Source organism: Phreatobacter oligotrophus (assembly GCF_003046185.1).
GTDB lineage: Bacteria > Pseudomonadota > Alphaproteobacteria > Rhizobiales > Phreatobacteraceae > Phreatobacter > Phreatobacter oligotrophus.
In genome coordinates, this window is sequence record NZ_PZZL01000007.1 from 176,370 (window position 1) to 202,352 (window position 25,983).

Sequence of the window (25,983 nt, forward strand, 5' to 3'; positions counted from 1 at the left end):
AACCCCGAAGTTGTGCGCGTCGGTGGGCGGCACGGCATGTGGCACCCGACCGTCGCGAAACGGACGAATCGATAGAGCGTAACCATCTACCGCTGCGCAATGGCATGGCAGACGCACACCCCGTCGCGCCATGATTTGCCATGCGGGTGTGACCCTGACGCAACGATCGACCCGGCATGACGGACCGGGCCCCTTGAAAATCCTGCGTAGTTCTCCGGAGAACGGTCACGGCCCCGTGATCGGCAGTGCCCCCGCTCCACGCCGCATCTGCCTCTCGCATTCCGCGCCCGGAAGGCTCATATAGCCGGCATGTCCACGATACCTGACATCACCCACGGCGCCGACGACATTGTCGTGCCTTTCCAGGTTGAAGAAATCGATCTGCGCGGCCGCGTCATCCGTCTCGGCCGCTCCGTGTCGACCATGATCGATCGTCACGGCTATCCCGCGCCGGTGGCCCGCGTCCTCGCCGAGGCGACCGCCCTCACCCTGCTGCTCGGCTCCGGCCTCAAGTTCGACGGCCGGCTGATCCTTCAGACGCAGACCAACGGCCCGGTCCGCATGGTGGTGGTCGACGTCGCCACGCCTGACCGCGTCCGGGCACTGGCCCGCTTCGATGCCGAGGCGGTCGATGCCGCCATCGCCGCCGGCCATGCCGAGCCGGCCGCCCTCCTCGGTGACGGCCAGCTGGTCATGACCATCGACCAGGGCGGCGACATGCAGCGCTACCAGGGCATCGTCTCGCTGGACGGCCAGGGTCTGGAGAAGGCGGCGGACCAGTATTTCCGCCAGTCCGAGCAGATCGACACCCGCGTCCGCCTCGCCGCGGCCGAGGAGTTCGTCGCCGGCGACGAGGGCCTGACCCGCGCCTGGCGCGCCGGCGGCGTGCTCGTCCAGCACCTGCCCAAGGCCTCGACCGGCCATCGCGACCTCGATCCGGGCGATGCCCCGGATGGCACCGCCATCCCCGAGCCGGACGAGGCCTGGGCCGAGGCGCGCGCCCTCACCGACACGATCGGCGACGACGAGCTCGTCGACCGCAACCTGTCGCCGGAGCGGCTGCTGTTCCGCCTGTTCCACGAGCGTGGCGTCAGGGTGTTCGACGCGCAGGACGTGCGCGAGCACTGCACCTGCTCGCGCGACCGCATCAACGGCATCATCCGCAGCTTCTCGGGCGATGAACGCCGCGACATGGTCGAGGACGGTGCGATCACCGTCACCTGCGAATATTGCTCGACGAGCTATCGCTTCGCGCCGGGCGAGTTCGACCTCGCGGAGTGAGGCGTCAGCCCTCCCGCTGGAATCGCCGGAAGGTGCCGACGCCCTCGGCGATCGGATTGCCCTTGTCGTCCTCGCACCGGATGGTGACGAAGGCGACGCTCTTTCCGCCGCCCGTGCGGGTGGCGGTGACCTTGAGCGTGCCCTCCCGCGCCGTGCCGAGATAGTTCACGGTCAGCGACAGGGTGACACCGCGGCCGTCGACCGCATCGGGGTCCTTCGGCGGGCCACCCAGAGCCGCATAGCCGCCAGCCGAGTCCATCAGCGTCGCGACGAGGCCGCCATGCAGGCCGCCCCCGCGGTTCATGAACTCCTCGCGCACCGGGCAGAGCATGACGGCGTGGCCGTCGCTCCACTCCACCACCTCCCAACCGATGAGGCGATGGAAGGCGCTGTGGCGGTCGCTCGGTCGGACCGCGGCCGGTGCTTCACCCTCGCTCATGCCTATGCCCCCTCGTTACGGCGGCGGACCATGTCGCGGCGCAGCGACGGAGGCAAGGTCGCACAGACGGGCTCAACCTCGTTCGATTGACGGAGATGCACGGGAGGCGGACCCGCCAAGATCCCGGGCCATCGCCTCGAGCCCCGCTACCATCGACGGTGAAGCCTCGGACTGCCTGAGCCGCGCGGCGTGCCGCCTCAGCGCCGCCGCAACATCCCGCGGCTGGTGCCGCCGGCTGGCCAGCGCCACCTCGGTCAGCACGCGGACCCGCTCCAGCACCTCCTGCTCGCCGGGCGTGGCGAGGCCCGCGGCGGGGCGATCCTCCGGCCAGACAATGCCCCCATGGGCAGTCTTCTCCCAGTGGAACGGGCGCGACCAGAGCTGGCGCAGCGCCATCAGCGCGGCAAGGCCCATGGCGAGCCAGACCACGGGCAGGAGCGGCAGCCACGGCAGCAGGCCGGAGCGCCCGCCCCGGACCAGGCCGGCCGCGAGGAAGACGAGGCTGCCGCCATAGCCGGCGGCAAAGACGAGGGCCGCCGCGCCGAGCCAGGGCGGCGGTCCCTGCAGCGCCCAGCCGGCCGTCAGCGCCACAAGCGCGACGAGATGGACGGGCGCGGCGAGCAACGATCCGGCCAGCGTCGCGCCGAGGGCCAGGCAGCCGCCTATGCCGAGCTCCCGGCGAAGGCGCAGCGGCCGGCGCGCAAGGACGGCGAGCGTCTGCATCCAGCCCTTGAACCAGCGGGCGCGCTGGCCAAGCCAGCCGGCGAGGGTCGCCGGCGGCTCCTCCCGGGTCGGCGTGGTGATCGTGCCCGTCGCAAAGCCATGGCGCGCGAGGCGAAAGCCGAGATCGGCATCCTCGGTGACGTTGTAGGGGTCCCAGCCGCCGGCCGCGACCAGGGCGGACCTGCGGAAATGGTTGGAGGTGCCGCCGAGCGGCAGGGGCCAGTTCCAGCGGGCGAGCGCTGGCAGCAGCACACGGAACAGCGCCTCGTATTCCGCCGCGAAGAAACGCGACAACAGCCCCGGCGCATCCACGATGGTGAGTGGCGCCTGCAGGCAGCCCAGGCGCTCATCCGCCGCTGCGAAAGTCTCAGCCGCCTCGCGGAGTTGACCGGGCCCCGGCCGGTCCTCGGCATCATAGACGACGACATGGTCGCCATCGGCGAGGGCCAGACCAAGCATCAGCGCCTTCGGCTTGGTGCGCGGGCCCTCCGGCGGCAGGACGACGACCTGGACAGCCGGGTCAGGTGCGCAGGCGGCGATGGCGGCCCGCGTCTCCGGATCGTCCGCCTCGACCAGCAGCAGGATCGAGAGCTTGGCCCTGGGATAGTCCAGGGCCGCAAGAGCCGCGAGCAGGGCTGGCACCACCGCAGCCTCGCGGTGAAGCGGGCACAGGACTGTGTAACGGGGGAGTTCGGCGTCGGAGAGCGCATGGCGCGGTAACGGTCGTGGATGGATCGCTGACGCCGACAGGCGAATGACCGACCACAACACGACGAGCACGCCGACCGCTGCCCCGGCGGCCAGCGCGAAGGGCGGCGGCGCAAGGGCGAGCGCCGCGCACAGGCCCGCGAGACACAGCCCGAGCCCAGCCGCGGTCCGCCGCATCAGACCCCGGTCAGCGGCGGAGGCCTGAGGATCGCGCCGCGCAAGGCCGGTCACCGCCTCCTCGACCCAGACCGGTTCTGCCCAGCGGCGCAGCAGCGTCGAGAAGGCGGCAGGCGTTGCCAGCACCAGCGGCAGGGCTCCGCCCGCAATAGCGACCCGCCCCGCCGCGAGCCGCTCGGCCGTGGCGCCATCGGGGGCGACGAGCACCGCCATGCCGCCGACCGGCCGGTCGATGGCCACCCAGCCACGCTCCCGCAGGGCGCGCCAGTCGGAGGGATCCGCAGCGATGCGGAGCGTCGCCTCGGGCCGGATGACGCCGGCACCGATGCGGCGGGCAAGCCGGTCGATCATCGTCTCGGGGGTGATGAGGCCAAGCCCGATGGCGGCATCGAGCGGATCGACGCCCCAGCGCCGCGCCACCCACTCGACCCGCTCCCAGTGCAGCGGGTCGACCAGTTCGTCGAGGAGGCGGGGCTGGCTGGGCGGCGGGACGAGCGAGCGGTCCGGTCGCGGCATGGGCGCAGCACGGCGCGACGGCTGTGCCCATGACGCCCCGCCGCCTGCCGGACGCCCCTCCTCGACAAAGCGCATGATCCGCGCCCCCCAGCCGGCCCCTCCCGGAACGCTGCAGTCGAGGCTATAAGCGGCCGGTGATCCGGCATCAGTCGGACGAACACGGATGACGTGCGCGATGGCGCCTCTGCTGATCCTGATTGCATCGATCCTGCTGGCCACGGGCGCGCCGTCGCAGGCGCAGGCGCCTTCTGCCCCGCCGGCGGCCGAGGCCGGCGCCCCGAGCGTGCTCATCCCTGGCTACTGGGACCCGCGCCGGCGCACCGACCGCGTCGACCTCACCCGCGTGCCGCAGATCCGCTTCCTTACCGACGACGAACTGCCGCCCTTCGGCTTCCCCGGCCCCGATGGCCGCCCGGCCGGCTTCAATGTCGATCTCGCCCGCGCCATCTGCGAGGAGCTGAAGATCCCCTGCACCATCCAGGCGCGGCGCCTGGACCTGCTCACCGAGGGGCTCGACCGCAATGCGGGCGATGCCGTCATCGCCTCGCTCGCCATCACGCCGGACCTGCGCCGGCGCTTCGAGGTCTCCGACCGCTATCTCGACACCCCGGCCCGCTTCGTCATGCGCAAGGACACGCGGCTGACTGAGGCGACACCCGAGGCGCTCGCCGGTCGCTCCATCGCGGTGGTGCAGGGCTCGGCCCACGAGGCCTATGCCGCGACCTTCTACCCGACCTCCTCGCTGCGACGCTTCCCCGACATCGCCGCCGCCCGCAAGGCGCTGCTGGAACGCGATGTTGACGTGCTCTTCGCCGATGGCGTCGCCTCCGGCTTCTGGATCATCGGCGAGGCCTCGGCGGATTGCTGCCGCTTCCTCGGCGGCGCTTTCACCGAGAACCGCTATTTCGGCGAGGGGCTCGCCATCGTCATGCGCCGCGGCAACGAGCCCCTGCGCCGCGCCATCAACCACGCCCTCCAGCGGCTGTGGGAGAAGGGCATCTATGCCGAACTGGTGCTGAAGGCCTTTCCCGGCGGCGTTTACTGAGCCGCATCAGTACATGCCGCGGCGGGCCATCTCGGCCCCCTGCCGCTCGCTTTCCTCCTGGGTCAGCCCTTCGCAGTGGTCCACCAGCATGGCGCCATAGCTCGGCAGGTCGTCCCGGTTGATGTAGCGGCTGGGATCCCAGAGCGAGGCCCGGTTCACCGCCTTGGCGCAGTGCAGATAGGCCTCCACCACGGTGACGAGCACGCCGATCTTCGGCGCCCGTCCCTGCACGGCTGAATCGGCAAGCAGGGCCACGTCGTCGGTGACGCGGGCGCGGCCATTGACGCGCAGCACCTCCGCCATCCCCGGCACCACGAAGAGCATGCCGATGATGCCGGTGGCGAAGATGTTCTCCAGCGAGTCGAAGCGGTTGTTGCCGATGCGGTCCGGCAGGAGGAGATGCCGGTCATCGAGCACGCGCACGAAGCCCGCCGGGTCACCGCGCGGCGAGACGTCGGCGCCCTTCGGCCCATGGGTGCCGACGATGACGAAGGTGGACCGGGCGATGATCGCCCGGCAGTGCTTGTCGAGGCGCGTGATGACCTTGTCGGTCGCTCGCGACATCGGCGCGGGATGGACAGCCCGGACCGCATCGATGGAGGCGACATAGCTCACCGCCTCCGGATCGAAGGCGGGAGCCGCCTCCGGCGTCGTGTGGATGGTCATGGGCCGTCCTCCAGGGGCTTTAGCTGCGACGCAGCCGCAGCATCATCAGATCGTACTGAAAGTCCGCGACCTGATGATACATGTTGCCCTTGCGCTGGAACTCCCGCTGATGGGCCAGCATCCGCCCGAACTCGGGATTGGTCGCGCTGACCTCCTTGTAATAGGCCTCGGCCTCGACATAGAGCCGCTCCAGCACCTCCTGGGGGAAGAGCGAGACCTGCACGCCCTGGGCGACGAGGCGCATCAGCGCTTCCGGGTTCTTCTGGTCATAATGGGCGAGCATGTCGGTGGTCGCTGCCTGCGCCGCCACCTCCACCGCCTTCTTGTAGAGCGGGGGCAGCTCATTCCACTTGGCGAGGTTGAAGACGCCGTGGAAGACCGTGCCGCCCTCCTGCCAGCCGGGGGCGTAGTAGCGCTGCGCCACCTTGTTGAAGCCGAGCTTCTCGTCGTCGTAGGGGCCGATATACTCCACCGCGTCGATCGCGCCGCGCTCCAGCGCCGGATAGATGTCACCGGGCGCGATCTGCTGCGGCACGACGCCGAGACGGGCGGCGATCGTGCCGGCCAGTCCCGCGATCCGCATCTTGAGGCCCGAGAGGTCGCCGACGCTCTTGATCTCCTTGCGGAACCAGCCGCCCCACTGCATCCCCGTATTGCCGCAGGGCAGCGCATAGACATTGTGCTTCTGGAAGAAGGCGTTGGTCATGGCGAGGCCACCGCCGTGATAGTACCAGGCGTGCTGCTGCCGCGGGTTCATGAGGAACGGCACCGAAGCGGTGAGCGCGAAGGTCGGATCCTTGCCCACGTAGAAGAGCATGCCGGTATAGGCGGCCTCCACGGTGCCGTTCGAGACCGCATCGAGTGCCTGCAGACCGGGCACAATCTCGCCGGCCGCGAATTGCTGGATGGTGAAGCGCCCCTCCGTCAGCTCGCTCACATGGCGGCAGAACTGCTCCGCCGCGCCATAGGTGATGTCGAGGCTTTTCGGAAAACTCGACGTCGCGCGCCATCGAATGGTCGGAAGTGACTGGGCGATGGCGGGGCTGGCGACCGCGGCGCCCGCCAAAAGGGCGGCACCGGTCGAAGTGAGCACGTCTCGGCGTTTCATGCGGAACCTCCGGGGACGGTCGGGCCGCGGCCATCGCGGCGCTTCCACTGGTTCCATTCGCAACCACCATGCCACCCGGGACCGCCCCGGCGGGTGGCTGCCCTGCGCGCGGCCCGGCCGTTGCATGGGACAGGCGAGGAGGGTCCCCATGATCAGACCTCGGCACGAGCCCGCGCGCATCGGCGTCATCGTCTATCCCGGCGTCGAGCCCATCGACATCGGCGGCACGACCGGCGTGGTCTCCATGGCGCGGCGCGTCCTGCCCGGGATCAGCGCCGTGACCATCGCGGCAGCCGCAGGTCCGGTGGCGCTGGCCGGCGGCCTCACGATCATTGCGGATGCCGGCTTCGCGGCAGCGCCCACCTGCGACACCTACATTGTCACCGGCGGACCCGGCTGGCGCGAGCAGGTCACCGATCCCGCCATGCTCGCCTTCCTGCGCGGCATCGATCCGTCGCGCCTTGCCTCCGTCTGCACCGGGGCGCTGATCCTCGCCGCCTCCGGCGCCCTCGACGGGCGGCGCCTCACCACGCGGCGGCGCGCCGTCGGGGCGGAAACGGACGCGCCTCTGACGCTCATCTCCCGCTTCGCCAGCGGCAGCGATCCGGTGGCGGCGGCCGTGGTCGAGGATCGCGGCGTGGTCACCGGCGGCGGCGTGTCGCTCGCCATCGACGCGACGCTGCACATCATCGGCCGGCTCTACGGCGAAGAGGCGCGAGACGAGGTGGCGGCGCTGATCGAATATGACCGGGCCTTTGCCGCGAACCGCGCGGCCCTCGGCCACGTGGTGGCGTAGCAGCGCTCAGGCGCGCGGCTTCATCGCAAGACCGAAGGCCGGATCGTCGTCGAAGAGCGTCGGCGCGGCGGAGGTGCGCGCCCGCTCGATCGACAGCAGCTTCAGCTTGGTCGCGACGCCGCCCGGCGCGGAGAAGCCGCCCGTGCCACCGCTCGCGGCGAGCACGCGATGGCAGGGCACGATGATCGGCCAGGGATTGGCGCCGAGGGCCCGGCCCACCGCCTGGGCGGCGCCCGGCTCGCCGATGCGGCGGGCAACCTCGCCATAGGTCAGCGTCTCGCCCGGCGGGATGGCGAGGGCCACGTCATAGACGCGGGCGGGGAAGTCGGCGAGAACGGCGCGGTCGAGCGGCGCATCGGCAAGGTCCACGCGTTCGCCGCGGGTCAATGCCATGATCCGGTCGATCACCGCGCGGATGGCGGCGGGCGGCCCAGCCTCCACCGCCGCAGGATGGCGGGCGAGAAGGCTCGCGCGCGTCGCCTCGCGGCTTGCCGCCGGCAGGCGCACGCCGACGATGCCGCCCTCGCCCCAGGCGAGGCCGACGGTGCCGAGCGCGGTGTCGAAGAGGACGAAGGTGGTCACGCAGCGAGCCTAGCAGAGGCCGCAGCCGGCGTCGTGGCGGCAGCGGCATTCATTGACCTTCTAGCCCCCCCGCCCTATTGCAACCCACCCGTTTCCTTCGCTTGCCGCCCGGACCCCGCCATGTTGCCCGCGCTCCCGATCACGCCTGCCCTCCTGGAGGCCGCCCGCGTCTCCACCGCCTGGCCGTTCGAGGAAGCGAAGAAACTCGTGGCGCGCCTCGAGAAGACGCCGAAGGACGGCCCGATCATCTTCGAGACCGGTTACGGGCCCTCGGGACTCCCGCATATCGGCACCTTCGGCGAGGTCGCCCGCACCACCATGGTGCGCAACGCCTTCCGCCTGCTGACCGAGGACAAGGTGCCGACGCGCCTCGTTGCCTTCTCGGACGATCTCGACGGCCTGAGGAAGGTGCCGGACAACGTGCCGAACAAGGAGCTGCTCGCCCAGCATCTCGGCCGTGCGCTCACCGCCGTGCCCGATCCCTTCGGCACCCATGACAGCTTCGGCGCCCACAACAACGCCCGCCTGCGCGGCTTCCTCGACCAGTTCGGCTTCGACTACGAGTTCGTCTCGTCGACCGCCATGTACCGGTCGGGCGCCTTCGATGCGACGCTGATGACGGCCCTTGAGCGCTTCGACGCCATCCAGGCGATCATGCTCCCCACCCTCGGCGAGGAGCGCCGCGCCACCTATTCGCCGTTCCTGCCGATCCACCCGGAATCGGGCGTGGTCATGCAGGTGCCGGTGGAGGAGCGCAACGTCGCGAAGGGCACCATCGTCTGGCGCGACCCGGCCTCGGGCACGCGCTACGAGACGCCGGTCACCGGCGGCCATGCCAAGATGCAGTGGAAGCCCGACTGGGCGATGCGCTGGACGGCGCTCGGCGTCGATTACGAAATGGCGGGCAAGGACCTGATCGATTCCGTGACGCAGTCGGGGAAGATCTGCCGCGCGCTCGGCGGCACGCCGCCGGAAGGCTTCAACTACGAGCTCTTCCTCGACGAGAACGGCCAGAAGATCTCGAAGTCCAAGGGCAATGGCCTCACCATCGAGGACTGGCTGGCCTATGCCTCGCCGGAGAGCCTGTCGCTCTTCATGTACCAGAACCCGAAGAGCGCCAAGCGGCTCTACTTCGACGTCATTCCCCGCAATGTCGACGACTACCTGACCTTCGTCGAGAAGTTCCCCGCGCAGGACGACAAGGCGCGGCTGATGAACCCGGCCTGGCACATCCATTCCGGCGCGCCGCCGGCGGTGGAGGTGCCGATCTCCTTCTCCATGCTGATGAACCTCGTCTCGGTGTCGAATGCGCCGGAGACCAGCGTGCTCTGGGGCTTCATCCGCCGCTATGCGCCGGACGCCTCGCCGGAGAAAAACCCGAAGCTCGACGAGCTCGCCGGCTATGCGGTGCGCTACTTCCACGACTTCGTGAAGCCGACCAAGGTCTACAAGGCCGCCGACGAGGTCGAGCGCGAGGCGCTGGAGGCGCTCGCCGCCGCCATCATGGCGCTCCCGAAGGACGCCAGTGCCGAGGACGTGCAGGGCGCCGTCTACGACGTCGGCCGCGCCATTCCGCGCTACCAGGACCTCAAGGCCAAGGGCGCGACGCCGGAGAAGCCGGGCGTCTCGGCGGAGTGGTTCTCGGCCATCTACAAGGTGCTGCTGGGACAGGAGAAGGGCCCGCGCTTCGGCTCCTTCGCGGTGCTCTACGGCCTCGACGAGACCCGCGCGCTGATCCGCAAGGCGCTGGCCGGCGAGTTCGTGAAGGGCTGAGGCCAGGAGGGGCCGAGCGACTTCGGGTAGGCCGACGCTTCCCTCTCCGTCATGGCCGGGCTTGTCCCGGCCATCCACGACTTGACCACCGCCCTTCGAGAATTCGTGGATGCCCGGCACAAGGCCAGGCATGACGGGGTGATGCGGCGACGGAATGCCCCACCCTCACCCTCCCCTCTGTCGAGGGGAGGGAGACCACGACATCACCGACTGCCTTGAACCGTTGCGCCTGGCCCAACCGCGATAGACGAGGCGCGGCGTCGAAGTCCCCTCCCCTCGCCAGAGGGGAGGGTGCGGGTGGGGCACTGAAGACCGCGACCTGCCGGAGCGCGCCGCCCCCTACTGGCTCACCCACATGATCCGCGCCATCCAGGCCACCTCCGACACGGCGAAGCTGCGGTCGGCATGGTCGGCATTGAGCGAGGTGAGCTCGATCGTCTTGTTGGTCTGGCGCTTGAGCTCCTTGGCCATGATCTCGCCCTCGGCGGTCTGCACCACGACCCGATCCCCACGGCGGATCGGCGCGGTCGGCGAGACCACGATGCGGTCGCCGTCGCGATAGACGGGGAGCATGGAATCGCCCTGGATCTCCAGGGCGTAGATCGCCTCCTCCGGCACGTCGGGGAAGGACACCTCGTCCCAGCCCTTGCCGGCGGGCATTCCGCTGGCGTCGAAATAGCCGCCGGCGCCGGCCTGGGCGAAACCGAGGATGGGGAGCGGGCGCGTCGCCATGCGCGCGCCACCCACCATGGCGACGAATTCGCCGAAGCTCGTGCCGGTGGCATTGAGCACCTTCGCCAGCGATTCCGTCGAGGGCCAGCGCTCGCGGCCGTCCAGCATGACGCGCTTCGACTTGTTGAAGGTGGTGGCGTCCAGCCCGGCGCGCTTGGCCAGGCCCGAGGCGGACAGGCCATTCGCCTCCGCCAGGCGATCAATGGCCGCCCAGATGTCGGCGTGCGAGAACATGAGGCCTCCCGGCATGCCGCGGAGAAGCCACGGCCATGCCCTAGATGTCAGGAAGAACATCCGTTGCTAGGACTATTGGCCTTGACAGCGCCTGTCAATCCACGGCAAGTCCGAGCGGATCCCATCCATCCGCCGGTGATGTCATGACCCCCACCATCTATAAGATCTCGCCGCGCGCGGCATGGCAGCAGGCGGAGGCCGCCGGCCGCTTCACCGGTGCGCCGGTGGACCTCGCCGATGGCTACATCCACTTCTCCACGGCCGCGCAGGCTGTCGAGACGGCCGCCAAGCATTTCGCCGGACAGGCCGATCTCGTCCTCGTGGCGGTCGACGCCGCCCGCCTCGGCGAGGCGCTGCGCTGGGAGCCCTCGCGCGGCGGGGCGCTCTTCCCCCATCTCTACGCGGATCTCATGATGGACGCGGTGCTCTGGGTGAAGCCGCTGCCGCTCGGCGCCGACGGCCGCCACGCCTTCCCGGACATGCCGGCCTGACGCCCTCCCGCGGCACCTCCCGCGGTTGACAGTCTTCGCCGGCTTGGCGAGCCTGTCGGGCGAGCCGAGGGAGGCAGATGATGTATCGCGCGCTGACGCGGGGCATCCAGGTCACCGTGACGCCGGAATTCCTGCCCGACCGGTCGGAACCGGATTCCAACCAGTTCTTCTGGGCCTATCACGTCGAGATCCTGAACCTGTCGGGCGAGCGGGTACAGCTGCGCGCCCGCTACTGGCGCATCACCGACGAGATCGGGCGGCTGCAGGAGGTGCGCGGTCCGGGCGTCGTCGGCGAGCAGCCGATCATCGAGCCGGGCGCCGCTTTCGAGTATTCCTCCGGCTGCCCGCTCACCACGCCGACCGGCATCATGGCCGGACACTATCTGATGGTCAGCGAGCGCAACGAGACCTTCCATGCGGAGATCCCGGCCTTCTCGCTCGACAGCCCCTTCGCCCACCGGACGGTGAACTGAGGAACGGCCTCAGAGCGCGGTGAGGCCGCCATCGACCACGAGGGCGTGGCCGGTCATGAAGGAATTCTCCGCCGAGCAGATCCACAGCATGGCCTGGACGATCTCGTCCGCCGTGCCGGCGCGGCGCATCGGCATGGTCTGGACGAGGCGGGAGACCATCTCCTCCTGCGTCCGGCCGGGCTGCGCCAGGGACTGGGTCAGCATCGGCGTCTCGGCGAAGGCCGGGCAGATGGCGTTGATGCGCACGCCCTTGCGGGCCGTCTCGGCGGCTGCCGTCTTGGTCAGGCCGATCACCGCGTGCTTGGCCGCGGCATAGGCGGCGAGCAGCGGCGCGCCGGTGATGCCAGCGACGGAGGCGGTGTTGAGGATGACGCCGCCGCCCTGGCGCTCCATCACCGGGATCTCGGCCTTCATGCCATGGAACACGCCCATGACATTGACGTCGAGCATCCGGCGCATCAGCGCCTCGTCGGTGTCGACGAGCTTCATCGTGGCATGGGCGACGCCGGCATTGTTGAGGGCGACATCGAGGCGGCCGAAAGCGTCGGTGCCGGCGGCAACCAGGGCCGACACGGCCTCGCCGTTGCCGACATCGGTCACGCGCGTGACGACCCTGGCGCCGGCTGCTTCCGCGAGGCGCTGGGTCTCGGAAAGGCCCGCCTCCTGGATGTCGCCGAGGACGAGGGACGCGCCCTCAGCCGCGAAGCGCTCGGCGGCGCGACGGCCGAAGCCGCTGGCGGCGCCCGTGATCAGGACGACCTTGCCCTCGTAGCGGCGAACCTCGGTCATCACGGCCCCTTCTCGATGACGTCCACGGCCATGCGCGCGAGGATCGGGATATTGTCCTTCACCTGCATGGCGCGCTCGGGATTGGAGGCATTGCCGGACAGCGCCCGCTTCAGCACGCCCTGCAGGATCGCCGCCATGCGGAACAGCGAGAAGGCAAGGTAGAAGTCCCAGTTGGGAATGCCGTCGATGCCGGTGCGCAGGCAGTAGCGGGCGACATAGTCCTGCTCGGTCGGGATGCCCACCGCCTTGCGGTCGATGCCGGCGAGGCCGCGGAACGAGCCGGCATGGGGCAGGCGCCAGTGCATGCACTGATAGGCGATGTCGGCGAAGGGATGGCCGATGGTCGAGAGCTCCCAGTCGAGGATGGCGAGGAGCTCCGGGCTCGACTTGGCGAAGATCATGTTGTCGATGCGGTAGTCGCCATGGACCAGCGACGAACGGCCGTCATCCGGCGGCAGGTTTCTCTCGAGCCAGGTGATGACCTGGTCGACGTCCGGCAGGTGCTCGGTCTCCGAGGCGCGGTACTGCTCCGTCCAGCGCGACAGCTGGCGGGCGAAATAGTTGCCGGGCCGGCCGAAATCGGCGAGGCCGACTGCCGCCGGATCCACCATGTGCAGGGCGGCGAGCGCCGCGTTCATGGCGTCATAGATCGCCGAACGCTGCTCGTTGGAGACCTCGGGGATCGCCGGGTCCCAGATGATCCGGCCATCGACGAATTCCATCACGTAGAAGGCGGTGCCGATGACGCTCTCGTCCTCGCAGAGGACATGCATCTTCGGCACGGGAACGGCCGTGCCGCCGAGCGCCTTCATCACGCGATATTCGCGGTCGACGGCATGGGCGGACTTGAGGAGCTGCCCCGGCGGCTTCTTGCGCAGCACGGCGCGGCCACCCGCATGGCTCAGCATGAAGGTCGGGTTCGACTGCCCGCCGGCGAACTTCTCCGCCTTCACCGGCCCGCGGAAGCCCGGCCAATGGGCCTCGAGATAGGCGCCGAGCGCCGCTTCGTCGATGATCATGGCGGATGTCGGCGCTGGCGTGGCCAAGGCGGAACTCCCAGGGACTGCGAGGCGGGCGCTTGGGGCCAAGCGCGCCGCCCGGGTCTCGAGCGGCAGCGGGACACTGCCACGGCGCCCGGCCCCCCGTCGTCTCCGACGGAAGGCCGAGGCGTGGTTGTGTCAGGCGACCTCGAACAGGCCGGCTGCGCCCATGCCGCCGCCGATGCACATGGTGACGACCACGTGCTTGGCGCCGCGGCGCTTGCCCTCGATGAGGGCATGGCCGGCAAGGCGCGCGCCCGAGACACCGTAGGGATGGCCGACGGCGATGGCGCCGCCATTGACGTTGAGCCGGTCGGCGGGGATGCCGAGCTTGTCGCGGCAGAAGAGCACCTGCACGGCGAAGGCCTCGTTCAGCTCCCACAGGTCGATGTCATCGACGGTGAGGCCAGCGCGCTTCAGCAGCTTCGGCACGGCGAAGACCGGGCCGATGCCCATCTCGTCCGGCTCGCAGCCCGCCACGGCGAAGCCCTTGAAGATGCCGAGGGGCGTGAGCCCGCGCTTCTCGGCGAGCTTCGCCTCCATCACCACCGCCATGGAGGCGCCGTCCGAGAACTGGCTGGCATTGCCGGCCGAGATGACGCCACCCTCGAGCGCCGGGCGGATCTTGGCGACGCCCTCGTAGGTCGTGTCGGCGCGGATGCCCTCGTCCTCGGTGAGGGTCACCTCCTCCTCCCAGGTGCGCACGACCTCCTTCTTCTCGTTGACCTCGGTCTTGATCATCTTCGTCGTGAACGGGACGATCTCCTGGTCGAACTTGCGGCCCTGGCGCGCGGCGGCGGCCCGGCGCTGGCTCTCGACGCCATACTCGTCCTGGCGCTCGCGCGGGATGCCGTAGCGCTTGGCCACCATCTCCGCGGTCTGCAGCATGGACCAGTAGATCTCCGGCTTCTTCGCCTTCAGCGCGGGGTCCTGGTAGTTCGACTTGTTGGCCTGGTTCTGCACCAGCGAGATCGATTCCACGCCGCCGGCGACATAGATGTCCGCCTCGCCAGCGATGATGTTCTGCGCGGCGGTGGCGATCGTCTGCAGGCCGGAGGAGCAGAAGCGGTTGATCGTCATGCCGGCGACATTGATCGGGCAGCCGGCGGCAAGCGCGATCTGGCGGGCGATGTTGCCGCCGGTGGCGCCCTCGGGCGTGGCGCAGCCGACGATCACGTCCTCGACCTCGCCGGGATCGATCCCGGCGCGGGCAATGGCATGGCTCGCGGCATGGCCGCCCATGGACGCGCCATGGGTGTTGTTGAGCGCGCCCTTCCAGGACTTCGCCAGGCCCGTGCGGGCGGTGGAAACGATGACGGCTTCACGCATGGGTCTCTCCTGACGGGATCCTGAAACGGGGGCTCAGCCGCGCGGCGGCAGGGCAATGCCCTTGGCCGCGGCGGCTTTCATGGCGAACTTGGTGGTCTGCTCGAAGGCGCCCTGCAGTGCCTTCTGGCCATCGGGGTTGGAGATGTCGGCAAAGCGCGCGGCGATGGTCTCGGGCGTGCGCTCGGCCTCGTCCAGCCAGATGCCGTCGGTCTCGTAGATGATGGTGCGGGCGAAGGCGCCGGCGCCGGCGCAGAGGATTGTGCGCGACGGGCCCTGCTCGCTGACGAGGAAGAGCACGCCCGGGGTGATCGCCTCGGGCTTCAGCAGCGCCAGGGTCTCCGGCGTCATCAACTCCTCGGTCATGCGCGTCGCCGCCGTCGGGGCGAGCGTGTTGACGCGGATGTCGGTCTTCGCGCCCTCCTGGTGCAGCACGTTCATCAGGCCGACCATGGCGGCTTTCGCGGCGCCGTAATTGGCCTGGCCGAAATTGCCGTAGAGTCCCGAGGAGGACGAGGTGAAGAGGATGCGGCCGTAGTTCTGCGCCCGCATGATGTCCCACACCGCCTTGGTGCAGTTGACCGTGCCCATCAGGTGCACGTCGACCACCGCCTCGAAATCGGCGAGCTCCATCTTGGTGAAGGTCTTGTCGCGCAGGATGCCGGCATTGTTGATGAGGATGTCGATGCGGCCCCAGGTGTCCATGGTGCGCTTCACCATGTCCTGCACCTGGCCGAAATCGGCGACATTGGCGCCATGGGCGATGGCCTCGCCCCCCGCCGCATTGATCTCGGCAACGACCTTCTCGGCGGCTTCCGTAGAGCCGCCGGTGCCGTCACGGGCGCCGCCGAAATCGACGATCACCACCTTGGCGCCGCGCGCCGCGAGGCCGAGGGCATGGGATCGGCCGAGGCCGTTGCCGGCGCCGGTGACGATGGCGACGCGTCCGTCGAAGCGAATGGTCATGGGGCAGTCCTCATTGCGTGAAGGCGAGCGTGACCCAGTCGGCGGCGAGCGCCGGCTTCTCGGCGCCCTCGATCTCGACGGTCACCGCATGGGTGAGCTGGTGCTGCTGCGACGACTTCGAATCGAGCGCCTTCAGCACGAAGCGGCCGCGGATGCGCGCGCCCGCCTTGACCGGGCTCATCATGCGCAGCCGGTCGAAGCCGTAGTTCACGCCCATGGTGCGGCCGGCAATGTCCGGCAGCGCGTCATAGGCCATGGCGGAGAGCAGCGAGACGGTGAGGAAGCCGTGGGCGATGGTGCCGCCGAAGGGCGTCTGCTTCGCCTTCTCCACGTCGATATGGATGAACTGGTGATCGTGGGTGAGGTCCGCGAAGGCGTCGATCGCGCTCTGGGGAACGTCGAACCACTTGGAGACACCGACCTCCTGGCCGATGCGGCCCTTCAGGTCATCGATCGTCACTTGCTCTGCCATTGTCGTCCTCGGGATCAGAAACCGCGCGCCCGGGCGACGCGGTCGGCATGGAAATCGGCATCGCCGTAGAGGGTGGAGGCGACCTGCATCCGCTTCATGAACAGGCCGATATCGATGGCGTCCGTCATGCCGATGCCGCCATGCATCTGCACCGCCTCCTGCGCCGCAAGGCGGGCGACGGAGGAGGCCTTCGACTTGGCGACGGAGACGGCGAGCGATGCGCCAGCCGGATCGGCATCGAGCGCCTGCAGCGCGGCGAGCACCGCCGAGCGCGCCACCTCGACCTCGCAGAAGAGATGGGCGGCGCGATGCTGGAGGGCCTGGAAGGCGCCGATGGTGCGGCCGAACTGCTTGCGCTCGCGCAGGTAGGCCATGGTGCGGTCGAAGCTTTCCTGCGCATTGCCCGAGAGTTCGGCGGCAAGGCCGGCACGGCCGGCGCCGAGGACGATCTCGAGCAGGGGAAAGCCGTCATCGACCTCGCCGACCACCGCATCGGCCGTCACCTCGACGCCATCGAAGGTGAGTTCGGCGGCACCACGAGAGTCCAGGGTCGAGAGTCGTTCGGCGGAAAGGCCCCGGGTCGCCGTCTCGACGAGGAAGAGGCTGAAGCCGCCCGTCTCGCCGGCCGAACCGGCCGTCCGCGCGGCGACCAGCACCGCATCGGCGGCCTGGCCATCGACCACATAGGCCTTGGTGCCGGACAGGCGGAAGCCGTTGCCATGGCGCTCAGCCCGCATCGCCGTCCCGGCGGGATCGTGGCGACGGCCCTCGTCCACGGCGGTGGCGATGACAGCCTCGCCCGCGACGATGGCGGGAAGCCAGCGCTCCTTCTGGGCGGGCGACCCCGCGCGCGACAGGGCCGTGGCGGCCATCATGGCGGTCGAGAGGAAGGGCGAGGCGGTGAGCGTGCGGCCCATTTCCTCGCAGATGACCCCGGCGCCGACGAAGCCGAAGCCGAGCCCGCCCTGGTCCTCCGGCACGAGCACGCCGGTCCAGCCCATCTCGGCCATGGAGCGCCAGAGGCCGCGGTCGAAGCCGTCGGCGATCTTCTCGTCGCGGATCTTGCGCAGCGCCGCGACCGGCGCCTTCTCGGAAACGAAGCCGCGGGCGGCGTCCTGCAGCATCACCTGGTCGTCATTGAGCACGAGCATGTCGGCCTCACGCATTCGGCAGCTGGAGGAGGCGCTTGGCGACGATGTCGAGCATCACCTCCGACGTCCCGCCCTCGATCGAATTGGCCTTGGTGCGCAGCCAGCCGCGCGGGCGCTCGCCGTCATTCGACCGCGCGCCCTCCCATTCGAGGCCCTCATGGCCGGCGGTCCGCATCAGCAGCTCGTGGCGGCGCTTGTTCAACTCGGTGCCGTAGTACTTGAGCACGGCGGAGCGGTCGCCGACGCCCTTGCCGCCCGAGGCGGCCTCGTCCTTGTAGCGGGCCATGGTGGCGGCGAAGGCCAGCGCATCGACCTCGGCGCGGGCGACATCGGCGCGCAGGAAGGCGTCGGCGAGCTTGCCCTCGCCATCCGTGCCGATCTCCTGCGCCGCGACCTGCCCCGGCGAGCGGCCGCCGAGGAGGCCACCGCCCCCGCCGCCGATCATCTCGCGCTCATGGGTGAGCAGGTACTTGGCGATGTCCCAGCCGCGGTTCAGCGTGCCGACGAGGTTGGCCTTCGGCACCTTCACGCCGTCGAAGAAGGTCTCGCAGAACGGCGACTTGCCGGAAATGAGCAGGATGGGCTTGGTCGAAACGCCCGGCCAGGTCATGTCGAACAGCAGGAACGAGATGCCGAGATGCTTGGGCGCGGAGAAGTCCGTGCGCACCAGGCAGAAGATCATGTCGGCCTTGTCGGCATAGCTCGTCCAGATCTTCGAGCCGGTGACGACGAAATGGTCGCCGGCATCCTCGGCGCGAGTCTGCAGCGAGGCGAGGTCGGAGCCGGCATTCGGCTCGGAATAGCCCTGGCACCAGCGGATCTCGCCGCGGGCGATCCGCGGCAGGTGCTCCTGCTTCTGCTCCTCGGAGCCGAAGGCGAGCAGCGCGGGGCCGAGCATCCAGATGCCGAAGCTTTCCAGCGGCGACCGGGCGCCGATGGCCCGCATCTCCTCCTTCAGGACCTTGACCTCCTCGTGGGAGAGGCCACCGCCGCCATAGGCCTTGGGCCAGCCCGGCACGGTCCAGCCGCGCTCGGCCATGCGGGCGAGCCAGACCTTCTGGGCCTCCGACTTGAAGACGAAGTTGCGGCCGCCCCAGCAGATGTCGTCATCGCCGGAAACGGGCGTGCGCATCTCGGCGGGGCAATTGGCATCGAGCCAGGCGCGCGTCTCGCGCCTGAAGGCTTCGAGGGCATCCATCGGCATCCTCCCGCGGGCGCCTTGGCCTTGTCGGCGGCCCCCTGCTTGTCGTCGTTGACGGCCCTGCCAAGGCAGGAACATACTCTGGAGTATGTTCGGGTGCCCGGCTGTTGTCGAGCCCCCCGCCGGGTGGTCCGGGCTCTCGGCCCGTCCCCCTTCCGGCAGAGGGCCTCAGGTCCCCGACGAAGCAACGACGCCGCAAAGGCGCGACATGAGGGAGGATGCCGCGATGTTGCGCGGAATGATGATGGACACGCCGCTGAACGTGTCCGCGGCCATCGAGTATGGCGCCGAGATGCACCCCGATGCGCGGATCGTCTCCGCCACCATCGAGGGCGGAATCCACCGCACCACCTATGCCGAGACGGCGCCGCGCGTCGCCCAGCTCGCCCATGCGCTCAAGGCCCTCGGCGTCAGGGAAGGCGACCGCATCGCCACCCTCGCCTGGAACGGCTACCGGCACTTCGAGCTCTACTACGCGGTCGGCGGCATCGGCGCGGTCTGCCACACGATCAATCCGCGGCTCTTCCCCGAGCAGCTGGTCTACATCGTCAACCACGCCAAGGACCGCGTGCTGTTCTTCGACATCAACCTTGCGCCCCTCGTCGCCAAGATGCGGGCGCACTGGCCGAAGGACCTCGTCTATGTGGCGATGTGCGATCGCGCGCATCTGCCGACCGGCGAGGGGCTCGAGGGCGTGCTCGCCTATGAGGACCTGTTGGCAGGGCAGCCGACCTCCATCGCCTGGCCGCGCATCGACGAGAACGCGGCCGTCTCGCTCTGCTACACCTCCGGCACCACCGGCGAGCCTAAGGGCGCGCTCTATTCGCAGCGCTCGGTCATGCTGCACGCGCTCTTCACCCTGACCTCGGGCATGCCGGGCCTCCGCACCGGCCAGACCATCCTGCCCGTCGTGCCGCTGTTCCACGTCAATGCCTGGGGCCTGCCCTACACGGCGCCGATCACCGGCCTGAACCTCATCATGCCCGGCGTGAAGCTCGACGGCCCGAACCTCTGGGACCTCATGGAGACCGAGCAGGTCTTCTCCTCCTGGGGCGTGCCGACCGTCTGGATGGGCCTGCTGCAGGAGATCGAGAAGCGCGGCCGCAAGCCCGCCGCTCTCGGCGAGGTCATCATCGGCGGCTCGGCGGCGCCGCGCGCCATGATCGAGGCCTTCGAGACCATGGGCGTCTCGATCGTCCATGGCTGGGGCATGACCGAGATGAGCCCTGTCGGCACGCTCGGCATCCTCGCCACCAAGGACCGGGACAAGCCGCTGCAGGAGCGCATCGACCTTAAGGGGCGCCAGGGCCGCCGCATGTTCGGCGTCGAACTCAAGATCGTCGACGAGGCGGGCAAGCACCTGCCCCATGACGGCGAGGCCTCGGGCGAGCTCTTCGTCCGTGGCCCCGGCATCATCTCCGGCTACTACGAGAACCCAGAGGCCAGCGCCCGCGCCTTCGACGCCGAGGGCTGGTTCGGCACCGGCGACGTCGCCAAGATCACGCCCGACGGCTATCTCGTCATCGTCGACCGCACCAAGGACCTCGTGAAGTCCGGCGGCGAGTGGATCTCCTCCATCGATGTCGAGAACGCCGCCATGGGCCATCCCGGCATCGCCGCCTGCGCCGTCATCGGCGTACCCCATCCCAAATGGCAGGAACGCCCGCTCCTCGTCGCCGTGAAGGCGCCCGGCGCCGAGCCGACCAAGGCCGAGGTGCTGGCGACGCTGGAGAAGGCCATCGCCAAATGGCAGCTCCCCGACGACGTGGTCTTCGTCGACCAGCTGCCGCTCACCGCCACGGGCAAGATCTCCAAGCTGACCCTGCGCCGCCAGTTCGCCGACCATGCGCTGCCGGAGGCGGGATGACCGCGCATCCGATCGCAGCCAATGACGGGGGGAGCCCCGACCGGCGCGAGGAGGTTCTCGCCGCCGCCGCCGAATGTTTCATGCGGCGCGGCTACGAGGCGACCTCGATGGACGACGTCGCCGACATGCTCGGCGCCACCAAGGGCCGCGTCTATCACCACTTCCGCTCGAAGCCGGAGCTCTTCTTCGAGGTGTTCCGGCGGGCCATCTCGATCCTCGCGCGCGAGGCCGGCGTGCACGAGACGGGACCGGGCACGGCCGCGGCGCGGCTGCGGCGCATGGCCCGCGCCCATGTGCTCTGCATGATGGAGACGCAGACCTTCCAGCGGAACCTTACGCTGGGCGTCGACCTCTATCGCTTCGGCGAGACCAGCGCCGAGCACCGGGCGACGCTGGAAGAGCTGATGGACCTGCGCCGCGCCTATGAGGACGCCTTCCGCCGCACCTTCGCGGCCGGCAAGGCGGATGGCTCGCTGGCCGCGCCCGATCCCTCGCTCGCCATGCGCACCTTGCTCGGCGCCATCAACTGGGTCGCCGTCTGGTACTCGCCCCGGCATGGCGAAACCCGCGCCCATCGCGAGACGCTGGCCGATGGCATCGTCGACCAGGTGCTGCAGGGATATCTGGCGTAAAGCGACCGGCTGCGAGCCCTCATCCACTGGGCGCCGGAACCTCCAACCGTCAGGCCCGTCCATGACGGGGACGGCACCGCGTTCACCTCTCCCCGGCGGGGAGAGGTCGACGAGCGCAGCGAGGCGGGAGAGGGGGAGCCTTCGCGCAAACGAACAGCCCCCTCTCCCGGCCTTCGGCCGACCTCTCCCCGCTGGGGAGAGGTGAGGGGCGCGCCTGACCTCGACGGACCCTACCCCTTCGCCCGCGCCTGCCGCGCCATCTGCACCAGCACCTTGTGCAGCGCCTCGCCGGTGGTGATCCTCTCCGGGAACAGCACCCGTGCCGTCCGGTCGCCAGCGCCGAGGTCGAATCCCTCGGGATCGACACCGGTCAGCTTCCACGGGCCCGGCTCTTCGCCGGCGAGCACCGTGGCGTAGAGCGCCACCGCCTCGGCATGGTCGTCGTTCATGTGCTCGATCGCGCCCGCCTCGGCCTCCATCAGTCCCCCGGCATCCGCCACGTCGAGCATCAGGTCCGCGGCCGTGAGGTCCGCAGCGCGGGCGAATCCACCATTGAGATGCGCCGCCGCGACCTCCATCCGCCAGAGCGAGAAGTCCGGGAAGTCGATGTAGATCTGCGCCTTCGGATGGCGGGCGAGGAACCGGCCGCGCAGCCGCGCCCGCACTGACTCGTCCGTCACCGGCACAAAGCGGCCGAGCACGGTGAGCCGCGGATGGGCCTGCGGGTCGCCCTTGCCCATGCGCGCCAGCAGCAGCGAGGCGCGACCGTCCGCCGCGAGATTGGCGGTGTGGCTGGAGAGCTTCGAGATGGCGATGACCGGCGCGCCATCCGTGTCGGTGGCGACATTGGCGAGCGTCGTCACGGGATGGCCGGTATTGCGGTCGAGCGTGCCGAGCGCGCCGGTGCGGATGGTGCGCAGCAGGTCGCGCGCCCATTCCACCGGCTTGAAATCCCGCGCCTGAGGCGCATTTTCCGGCAGGTTCCCCGGCATCATGCCGGGCAGCGGGGCAGGCGTGTCGCGGGTCGCATCGGTCATGGGGTCTCTCCGGCCGCGGACCATGGCGAAGGCTCCGGGCCGCTTCAAGCCCCCGCTGCGGGATACCGGCCGCTCCGCAGGCGAGCGCTCCGGGACTTGACGGGAGGGGGAGCCTCCCCCATGCCTGCCTGCGATCCGAAAGGCCCCCTCATGCCCCTGCGCCTCGCGACCCGCGACCCCGATTTCGACACCCGCTTCGCCAGCCTGCTGGCGATGAAACGCGAGGTGTCGGAAGAGGTGAACGATGTCGTGCGCGCGATCGGCCACGATGTCGTCGCCCGCGGCGATGCGGCGGTGATCGAATACACCGCCAAGTTCGACAAGCTGATGCTCACCCCGGCGACGCTGCGCGTCACGCCCGAGGAGATCGCTGCGGCGGTCGCCGCCTGCGACCCGCGCACCCTCGATGCGCTTCGCCTCGCCGCCGACCGCATCCGCGCCTATCACGAGCGGCAGAAGCCGAAGGATGACCGTTTCACCGACGCGCTCGGCGTCGAGCTCGGCTATCGCTGGACCGCCATCGAGGCGGTCGGCCTCTATGTGCCGGGCGGCACGGCGGCCTATCCTTCCTCGGTGCTGATGAACGCCGTCCCGGCCAAGGTCGCGGGCTGCCCGCGCGTGGTCATGGTGGTGCCCGCCCCCGGCGGCACGCTGAACCCGCTGGTCCTCGCCGCGGCCGAGCTTGCCGGCGTCGACGAGATCTACCGGATCGGCGGCGCCCAGGCGATCTTCGCCCTCGCCCATGGCACCGAGACGATCCGCCCGGTCGCCAAGATCATGGGCCCGGGCAACGCCTATGTCGCCGCCGCCAAGAAGCAGGTCTTCGGCACGGTCGGCATCGACATGATCGCCGGCCCCTCCGAGGTCCTGGTGATCGCCGACGGCACCGCCAATCCCGATTGGATCGCCGCCGACCTCCTCGCCCAGGCCGAGCACGATGCCGCCGCCCAGTCGCTGCTCATCACCGACGATGCCGCTCTCGGCGCAGCGGTCGAGGCCGCCGTCACCCGCCAGCTCGCCACCCTGCCGCGGGCCGAGATCGCCGGCGCCAGCTGGCGCGACTACGGCGCGGTGATCGAGGTCGAGACCCTGGACGAGGCCGTGCCGCTCGCCGACCGGATCGCCGCCGAGCATCTCGAGATCATCGCCGCCGACGGCGACGCCCTGGCGGGCCGCATCCGCAATGCCGGCGCCATCTTCCTCGGCGGCCATACGCCCGAGGCCATCGGCGACTATGTCGGCGGATCGAACCACGTCCTGCCGACGGCGCGTTCGGCGCGCTTCTCCTCCGGCCTCGGCGTGCTCGACTACATGAAGCGCACCTCGATCCTCAAATGCGGACCGGACCAGCTGCGCGCCCTCGGGCCCGCCGCCATCGCGCTCGGCGAAGCGGAGGGGCTCGCCGCCCATGCCCGCTCCGTCGCCATCCGCATGAACCTCGGCGGCTGATCCACCGGAAAGGACGACCATGACCGATCGGGAGGGACAGGACGGAGGCAAGGCACCCGGCCGGCGCCTCGTGGCGGTCACGATCGACGAGGCCTCCATCGGCCGCTCCTCGCCCGACATCGAGCACGAGCGGGCCATCGCCATCTACGACCTGCTGGAGGAGAACAGCTTCTGCCCGGTCGGCGTGGAGAGCGGCCCCTTCACGCTCCACATCTCGCTGTCCGACGGCAAGCTGGTCCTCGACGTGAAGCACGAGGATGGCCGGCAGGTGGTCACCCACATCCTGTCGCTGACGCCCTTCCGGCGGATCGTGAAGGACTACTTCATGATCTGCGACAGCTATTACGATGCCATCCGCCACGCGACCCCGTCGCAGATCGAGACCATCGACATGGCCCGCCGCGGCCTGCACAACGAGGGTTCGGAGACCCTGCGCGAGCGGCTGAAGGACAAGCTCGACTTCGACTTCGACACGGCCCGCCGCCTCTTCACCCTCGTCTCGGTCCTGCACTGGAAGGGCTGAGGTGGTCTCGGACCGGCGCAAGAACCCCCAGGCCGTGCTCTTCGCCTGCGGCATGAACCAGGTGCGCTCGCCCATGGCCGCCGCGATCATGAAGCATTTCTTCGGCCAGCGGATCTTCACCGAGAGCGCCGGCGTCCACAAAGGCGAGCACGACCCCTTCGTCGATGCGGTGATGGACGAGATCGGCATCGACACCCAGAAGACCCGGCCCAAGACCATCGAGGAGCTGGAGGAATGGGAGGGGCTGAACTTCGACCTCGTCGTCACCCTCGCTCCCGACGCCCATCACCGCGCCCTCGACCTCACCCGCACCAACGACATGGAGGTCGAGTACTGGCCGACCCCCGATCCGACGCTCGCGCAAGGCTCGCGCGAGCAGCGGCTCGCCGCCTATCGCCAGGTGCGCGACATGCTGTTGCAGCGCATCCGCCAGCGCTTCAACCGCGGCGCCACCGGCAATGAATGAGGACCCCGCCGTGACCGATCCCCGCGCTTTCCTCCTCTCCCTCGGCCATGCCGCCATCCGCGCCGCCCTGCCGGATCGCATCGCCGAGCACCTGCCGCAGGTGCCGGCCGGCCGCACCGTGGTGGTCGGCGCGGGCAAGGCTGCCGCCAGCATGGCCGCCGCCTTCGAGAAGCTCTGGCCGGCGCCGCTGGAGGGCACCGTCGTCACCCGCTACGGCCATGCCGTGCCCTGCTCGCGCATCGAGGTGCTGGAAGCCTCCCACCCCGTGCCCGATGCCGCCGGCCTCGCTGCAAGCCGGCGCATCCTCTCACGGCTGGACGGGCTGAAGGCCGACGACCTGGTCGTGGCGCTGATCTCCGGCGGCGGCTCGGCCCTGCTGGCGCTGCCCGGCGGCGACCTCACGCTCGACGACCTCAAGGCCGTCAATGCCGCCCTCCTCGCCTCCGGCGCCGACATCACCGCGATGAATTGCGTGCGCAAGCATGTCTCAGCCATTGCCGGCGGACGCCTCGCCGCGGCGGCCCATCCGGCGAAGCTCGTCACCATCGCCATTTCCGACGTGCCGGGCGACGACCCGGCCGTCATCGCTTCCGGCCCCACCGTGCCGGACCCGACGACGCGCGAGGAAGCCCTCGCCATCGTCCGGCGCTACCGCATGGACCTGCCTTCCGCGGTCATGGCCCATCTCGAAAGCCCGGTGTGCGAGAGCGTGAAGCCGGACCACCCCGCCTTCGCCGATGGTCTCGACATCCGCATGATCGCCCGTCCGGTGGAGAGCCTGCGGGCGGCCCAGGCCATCGCCGAGCGGGAGGGCCTGCGCACCCTCGTCCTCGGTGACACGATCGAGGGCGAGGCGCGGGACGTGGCGCAGGTCCACGCGGCGCTCGCCCGCTCGGTGCTGGAGCATGGCCTGCCCTTCCCTGCCCCGCTCTTGATCCTCTCCGGCGGCGAGACCACCGTGACCCTGCCGCGCGATGGCACGACCGGGCGCGGCGGCCGCAATTCCGAGTTCGCGCTCGCCTTCGCCGCCGCCATCCAGCCGCTACCGCGGCCCCTGCGCGACCGCATCCACGCCATCGCCCTCGACACGGACGGCATCGACGGCATCGAGGCCAATGCCGGCGCGCTGGTGACGCCCGCCATCCTCGCGGCCGCCGAAGCCCAAGGCCTCAGCCCCCGCGCCTTCCTCGACCGCCATGACGGCTTCGGCTTCTTCGCCGCCGTCGACGGGCTCGTTGTCACCGGGCCGTCACACACCAACGTCAACGATTTCCGCGCGGTCCTGGTGGAATAGGCGAAGCTCCGGTGCCAGACTGATCG

26 protein-coding genes are annotated in these 25,983 nt (G+C 69.9%); 12 read left to right on the plus strand and 14 right to left on the minus strand.

Features of this window, described 5'->3' with window-relative positions:
* The first annotated feature begins 309 nt into the window (after positions 1 to 309).
* Complete coding sequence (locus C8P69_RS16490; protein WP_108178524.1) at positions 310 to 1,281, plus strand: Hsp33 family molecular chaperone; 972 nt, start codon at positions 310 to 312, stop codon at positions 1,279 to 1,281.
* Between the two features lie 4 nt (positions 1,282 to 1,285).
* Here C8P69_RS16490 and C8P69_RS16495 read toward each other — a convergent pair whose 3' ends face one another.
* On the minus strand, positions 1,286 to 1,720 hold the full coding sequence (locus C8P69_RS16495) for a PaaI family thioesterase (protein ID WP_108178525.1): 435 nt from the start codon (positions 1,718 to 1,720) through the stop codon (positions 1,286 to 1,288).
* A gap of 72 nt (positions 1,721 to 1,792) precedes the next feature.
* Positions 1,793 to 3,844 carry a glycosyltransferase gene (locus tag C8P69_RS16500; protein ID WP_170118275.1) on the minus strand — a complete coding sequence of 684 codons (2,052 nt, stop codon included), beginning with the start codon at positions 3,842 to 3,844 and terminating at the stop codon, positions 1,793 to 1,795.
* Between the two features lie 175 nt (positions 3,845 to 4,019).
* Here C8P69_RS16500 and C8P69_RS16505 point away from each other — a divergent pair, with 175 nt between their 5' ends.
* Positions 4,020 to 4,889, plus strand: coding sequence for a transporter substrate-binding domain-containing protein (locus tag C8P69_RS16505; protein ID WP_245902084.1), 870 nt, complete (start codon positions 4,020 to 4,022; stop codon positions 4,887 to 4,889).
* 6 nt (positions 4,890 to 4,895) lie between these two features.
* Here C8P69_RS16505 and C8P69_RS16510 read toward each other — a convergent pair whose 3' ends face one another.
* Positions 4,896 to 5,555 (minus strand): MSMEG_1061 family FMN-dependent PPOX-type flavoprotein, encoded by a 660-nt coding sequence (locus C8P69_RS16510; protein ID WP_108178528.1) that lies wholly within the window; start codon positions 5,553 to 5,555, stop codon positions 4,896 to 4,898.
* A gap of 19 nt (positions 5,556 to 5,574) precedes the next feature.
* Positions 5,575 to 6,663, minus strand: a complete 1,089-nt coding sequence (locus C8P69_RS16515; RefSeq protein WP_108178529.1) for a TRAP transporter substrate-binding protein — start codon at positions 6,661 to 6,663, stop codon at positions 5,575 to 5,577.
* A 148-nt stretch (positions 6,664 to 6,811) separates the two neighbouring features.
* On the opposite strand from C8P69_RS16515, the gene C8P69_RS16520 reads away from it, so the two are divergent.
* Positions 6,812 to 7,459, plus strand: coding sequence for a DJ-1/PfpI family protein (locus tag C8P69_RS16520; protein WP_211353837.1), 648 nt, complete (start codon positions 6,812 to 6,814; stop codon positions 7,457 to 7,459).
* Positions 7,460 to 7,465: 6 nt separating this feature from the next.
* On the opposite strand, the gene C8P69_RS16525 is transcribed toward C8P69_RS16520, so the two are convergent.
* A complete protein-coding gene (locus C8P69_RS16525) occupies positions 7,466 to 8,041 on the minus strand; it encodes a methylated-DNA--[protein]-cysteine S-methyltransferase (RefSeq protein WP_108178530.1) in 576 nt (191 codons plus the stop codon).
* A gap of 120 nt (positions 8,042 to 8,161) precedes the next feature.
* On the opposite strand from C8P69_RS16525, the gene C8P69_RS16530 reads away from it, so the two are divergent.
* Entirely contained in the window at positions 8,162 to 9,814 is a 1,653-nt protein-coding gene (locus C8P69_RS16530; RefSeq protein WP_108178531.1) for a lysine--tRNA ligase, read from the plus strand.
* A gap of 339 nt (positions 9,815 to 10,153) precedes the next feature.
* On the opposite strand, the gene C8P69_RS16535 is transcribed toward C8P69_RS16530, so the two are convergent.
* Positions 10,154 to 10,780 carry a S24 family peptidase gene (locus C8P69_RS16535; protein ID WP_108178532.1) on the minus strand — a complete coding sequence of 209 codons (627 nt, stop codon included), beginning with the start codon at positions 10,778 to 10,780 and terminating at the stop codon, positions 10,154 to 10,156.
* Between the two features lie 143 nt (positions 10,781 to 10,923).
* Between C8P69_RS16535 and C8P69_RS16540 the strand changes: the two genes are divergently transcribed.
* Positions 10,924 to 11,271: a DUF952 domain-containing protein gene (locus tag C8P69_RS16540; protein WP_108178533.1), complete on the plus strand. Its 348-nt coding sequence runs from the start codon at positions 10,924 to 10,926 to the stop codon at positions 11,269 to 11,271.
* Between the two features lie 80 nt (positions 11,272 to 11,351).
* A complete protein-coding gene (gene apaG, locus C8P69_RS16545; RefSeq protein WP_108178534.1) occupies positions 11,352 to 11,744 on the plus strand; it encodes a Co2+/Mg2+ efflux protein ApaG in 393 nt (130 codons plus the stop codon).
* A gap of 9 nt (positions 11,745 to 11,753) precedes the next feature.
* On the opposite strand, the gene C8P69_RS16550 is transcribed toward apaG, so the two are convergent.
* From C8P69_RS16550 to C8P69_RS16580, 7 genes are all read right to left on the minus strand, one after another.
* Complete coding sequence (locus tag C8P69_RS16550; protein WP_108178535.1) at positions 11,754 to 12,533, minus strand: SDR family NAD(P)-dependent oxidoreductase; 780 nt, start codon at positions 12,531 to 12,533, stop codon at positions 11,754 to 11,756.
* A complete protein-coding gene (locus C8P69_RS16555; protein ID WP_108178536.1) occupies positions 12,533 to 13,552 on the minus strand; it encodes a phosphotransferase in 1,020 nt (339 codons plus the stop codon). Before C8P69_RS16555 ends, C8P69_RS16550 begins: the two co-directional genes overlap by 1 nt.
* 159 nt (positions 13,553 to 13,711) lie before the next feature.
* Positions 13,712 to 14,902: an acetyl-CoA C-acyltransferase gene (locus C8P69_RS16560; RefSeq protein WP_108178537.1), complete on the minus strand. Its 1,191-nt coding sequence runs from the start codon at positions 14,900 to 14,902 to the stop codon at positions 13,712 to 13,714.
* 33 nt (positions 14,903 to 14,935) lie between these two features.
* Entirely contained in the window at positions 14,936 to 15,865 is a 930-nt protein-coding gene (locus C8P69_RS16565; protein ID WP_108178538.1) for an SDR family NAD(P)-dependent oxidoreductase, read from the minus strand.
* 10 nt (positions 15,866 to 15,875) lie between these two features.
* Positions 15,876 to 16,337 carry a MaoC family dehydratase gene (locus C8P69_RS16570; RefSeq protein ID WP_108178539.1) on the minus strand — a complete coding sequence of 154 codons (462 nt, stop codon included), beginning with the start codon at positions 16,335 to 16,337 and terminating at the stop codon, positions 15,876 to 15,878.
* Between the two features lie 14 nt (positions 16,338 to 16,351).
* Entirely contained in the window at positions 16,352 to 17,488 is a 1,137-nt protein-coding gene (locus C8P69_RS16575) for an acyl-CoA dehydrogenase family protein (protein WP_245902085.1), read from the minus strand.
* A gap of 7 nt (positions 17,489 to 17,495) precedes the next feature.
* Complete coding sequence (locus C8P69_RS16580; RefSeq protein ID WP_108178540.1) at positions 17,496 to 18,686, minus strand: acyl-CoA dehydrogenase family protein; 1,191 nt, start codon at positions 18,684 to 18,686, stop codon at positions 17,496 to 17,498.
* A 229-nt stretch (positions 18,687 to 18,915) separates the two neighbouring features.
* Here C8P69_RS16580 and C8P69_RS16585 point away from each other — a divergent pair, with 229 nt between their 5' ends.
* Positions 18,916 to 20,556: a long-chain-fatty-acid--CoA ligase gene (locus C8P69_RS16585; RefSeq protein WP_245902086.1), complete on the plus strand. Its 1,641-nt coding sequence runs from the start codon at positions 18,916 to 18,918 to the stop codon at positions 20,554 to 20,556.
* Positions 20,553 to 21,188 carry a TetR/AcrR family transcriptional regulator gene (locus C8P69_RS16590; RefSeq protein WP_108178541.1) on the plus strand — a complete coding sequence of 212 codons (636 nt, stop codon included), beginning with the start codon at positions 20,553 to 20,555 and terminating at the stop codon, positions 21,186 to 21,188. Before C8P69_RS16585 ends, C8P69_RS16590 begins: the two co-directional genes overlap by 4 nt.
* A gap of 230 nt (positions 21,189 to 21,418) precedes the next feature.
* On the opposite strand, the gene C8P69_RS16595 is transcribed toward C8P69_RS16590, so the two are convergent.
* On the minus strand, positions 21,419 to 22,225 hold the full coding sequence (locus tag C8P69_RS16595) for a HugZ family pyridoxamine 5'-phosphate oxidase (protein WP_245902087.1): 807 nt from the start codon (positions 22,223 to 22,225) through the stop codon (positions 21,419 to 21,421).
* Positions 22,226 to 22,375: 150 nt separating this feature from the next.
* On the opposite strand from C8P69_RS16595, the gene hisD reads away from it, so the two are divergent.
* Genes hisD through C8P69_RS16615 form a run of 4 tightly spaced genes read left to right on the plus strand, consistent with a single transcriptional unit; the run spans position 22,376 to position 25,957 of the window.
* Positions 22,376 to 23,674: a histidinol dehydrogenase gene (gene hisD / locus C8P69_RS16600; RefSeq protein ID WP_108178599.1), complete on the plus strand. Its 1,299-nt coding sequence runs from the start codon at positions 22,376 to 22,378 to the stop codon at positions 23,672 to 23,674.
* Between the two features lie 19 nt (positions 23,675 to 23,693).
* Complete coding sequence (locus C8P69_RS16605; protein WP_108178542.1) at positions 23,694 to 24,197, plus strand: UPF0262 family protein; 504 nt, start codon at positions 23,694 to 23,696, stop codon at positions 24,195 to 24,197.
* Between the two features lies 1 nt (position 24,198).
* Positions 24,199 to 24,663 (plus strand): arsenate-mycothiol transferase ArsC, encoded by a 465-nt coding sequence (locus C8P69_RS16610; RefSeq protein ID WP_108178543.1) that lies wholly within the window; start codon positions 24,199 to 24,201, stop codon positions 24,661 to 24,663.
* A 10-nt stretch (positions 24,664 to 24,673) separates the two neighbouring features.
* Positions 24,674 to 25,957: a glycerate kinase type-2 family protein gene (locus tag C8P69_RS16615; protein WP_425440763.1), complete on the plus strand. Its 1,284-nt coding sequence runs from the start codon at positions 24,674 to 24,676 to the stop codon at positions 25,955 to 25,957.
* Positions 25,958 to 25,983 lie beyond the last annotated feature (26 nt).